Genomic DNA, 822 nt, shown 5'->3' on the forward strand with positions numbered 1-822 from the left:
CTGCGCGAGGTCCCGTTCGGCCAGGACGGCAGCTACAGCGACGAGGCGATCATCACCCGGATCAACACCGACCTGGCCAACGAACTGGGTAACCTGGCTCAGCGATCGCTGTCGATGGTGGCCAAAAATCTCGACGGAATCGTCCCGGAGCCCGGTGAATTCAGCGCCGAAGATAGCGAACTGCTGGCGTCGGCCGACGGCCTGCTGGACCGGGTGCGCGCCGATTTCGACGGGCAGGCGATGCACTTGGCCCTGGAGGCCATCTGGCTCATGCTGGGCGCGGCGAACAAGTACTTCTCCGCACAGCAGCCGTGGGTGCTGGCCAAAAGCGAGTCCGCCGCTGACCGGTCCCGCCTGCGCACTGTGCTCTATGTGACGTGTGAGGTGGTGCGGATCGCGGCCCTGCTGATTACACCGGTAATGCCGAAGTCGGCGGGTAACCTGCTCGACCTGCTCGGCCAGCCGCACGATCACCGCACGTTCGCAGCGATTGGTGCGCGGCTGGCGCCCGGCACCCGGCTGCCGACGCCCACTGCGGTGTTCCCCCGCTACCGGGCGGATTGATCTCGGTCCCGCGAAAGTGCATTGCGCGACGCGTTTCCCGAGTGCACGGGCTGTTGCACTTTCGCGGCAAGTCGGCAGGATGTGCAGTCGGTGGTGTCGATGCGGGTCAGCCTTGCGGGCCGGGGCCGGCGCTGCCGCTGGTGCCCGGGTGGCCGGACGCGCCGGTGGCTCCGGTGGCGCCGGTGCTGACGCCGCTGCCGCCGGTTCCGCCGGGAGCGCCGATGCCGGCGGTGCCGCCGTGGCCGCCGGGGCCGCCGT

At 69.6% G+C, this 822-nt stretch carries 1 protein-coding gene; it reads left to right on the forward strand.

Going from position 1 to position 822, the window contains the following annotated elements; translation table 11 throughout:
* A partial coding sequence (locus F6Q13_RS18235) for a class I tRNA ligase family protein (RefSeq protein WP_293059543.1) occupies window positions 1-564 on the forward strand: 564 nt, incomplete at its 5' end.
* Window positions 565-822 lie beyond the last annotated feature (258 nt).

The sequence above is a fragment of the Mycobacterium sp. genome (genome assembly GCF_008709575.1).
GTDB lineage: Bacteria > Actinomycetota > Actinomycetes > Mycobacteriales > Mycobacteriaceae > Mycobacterium.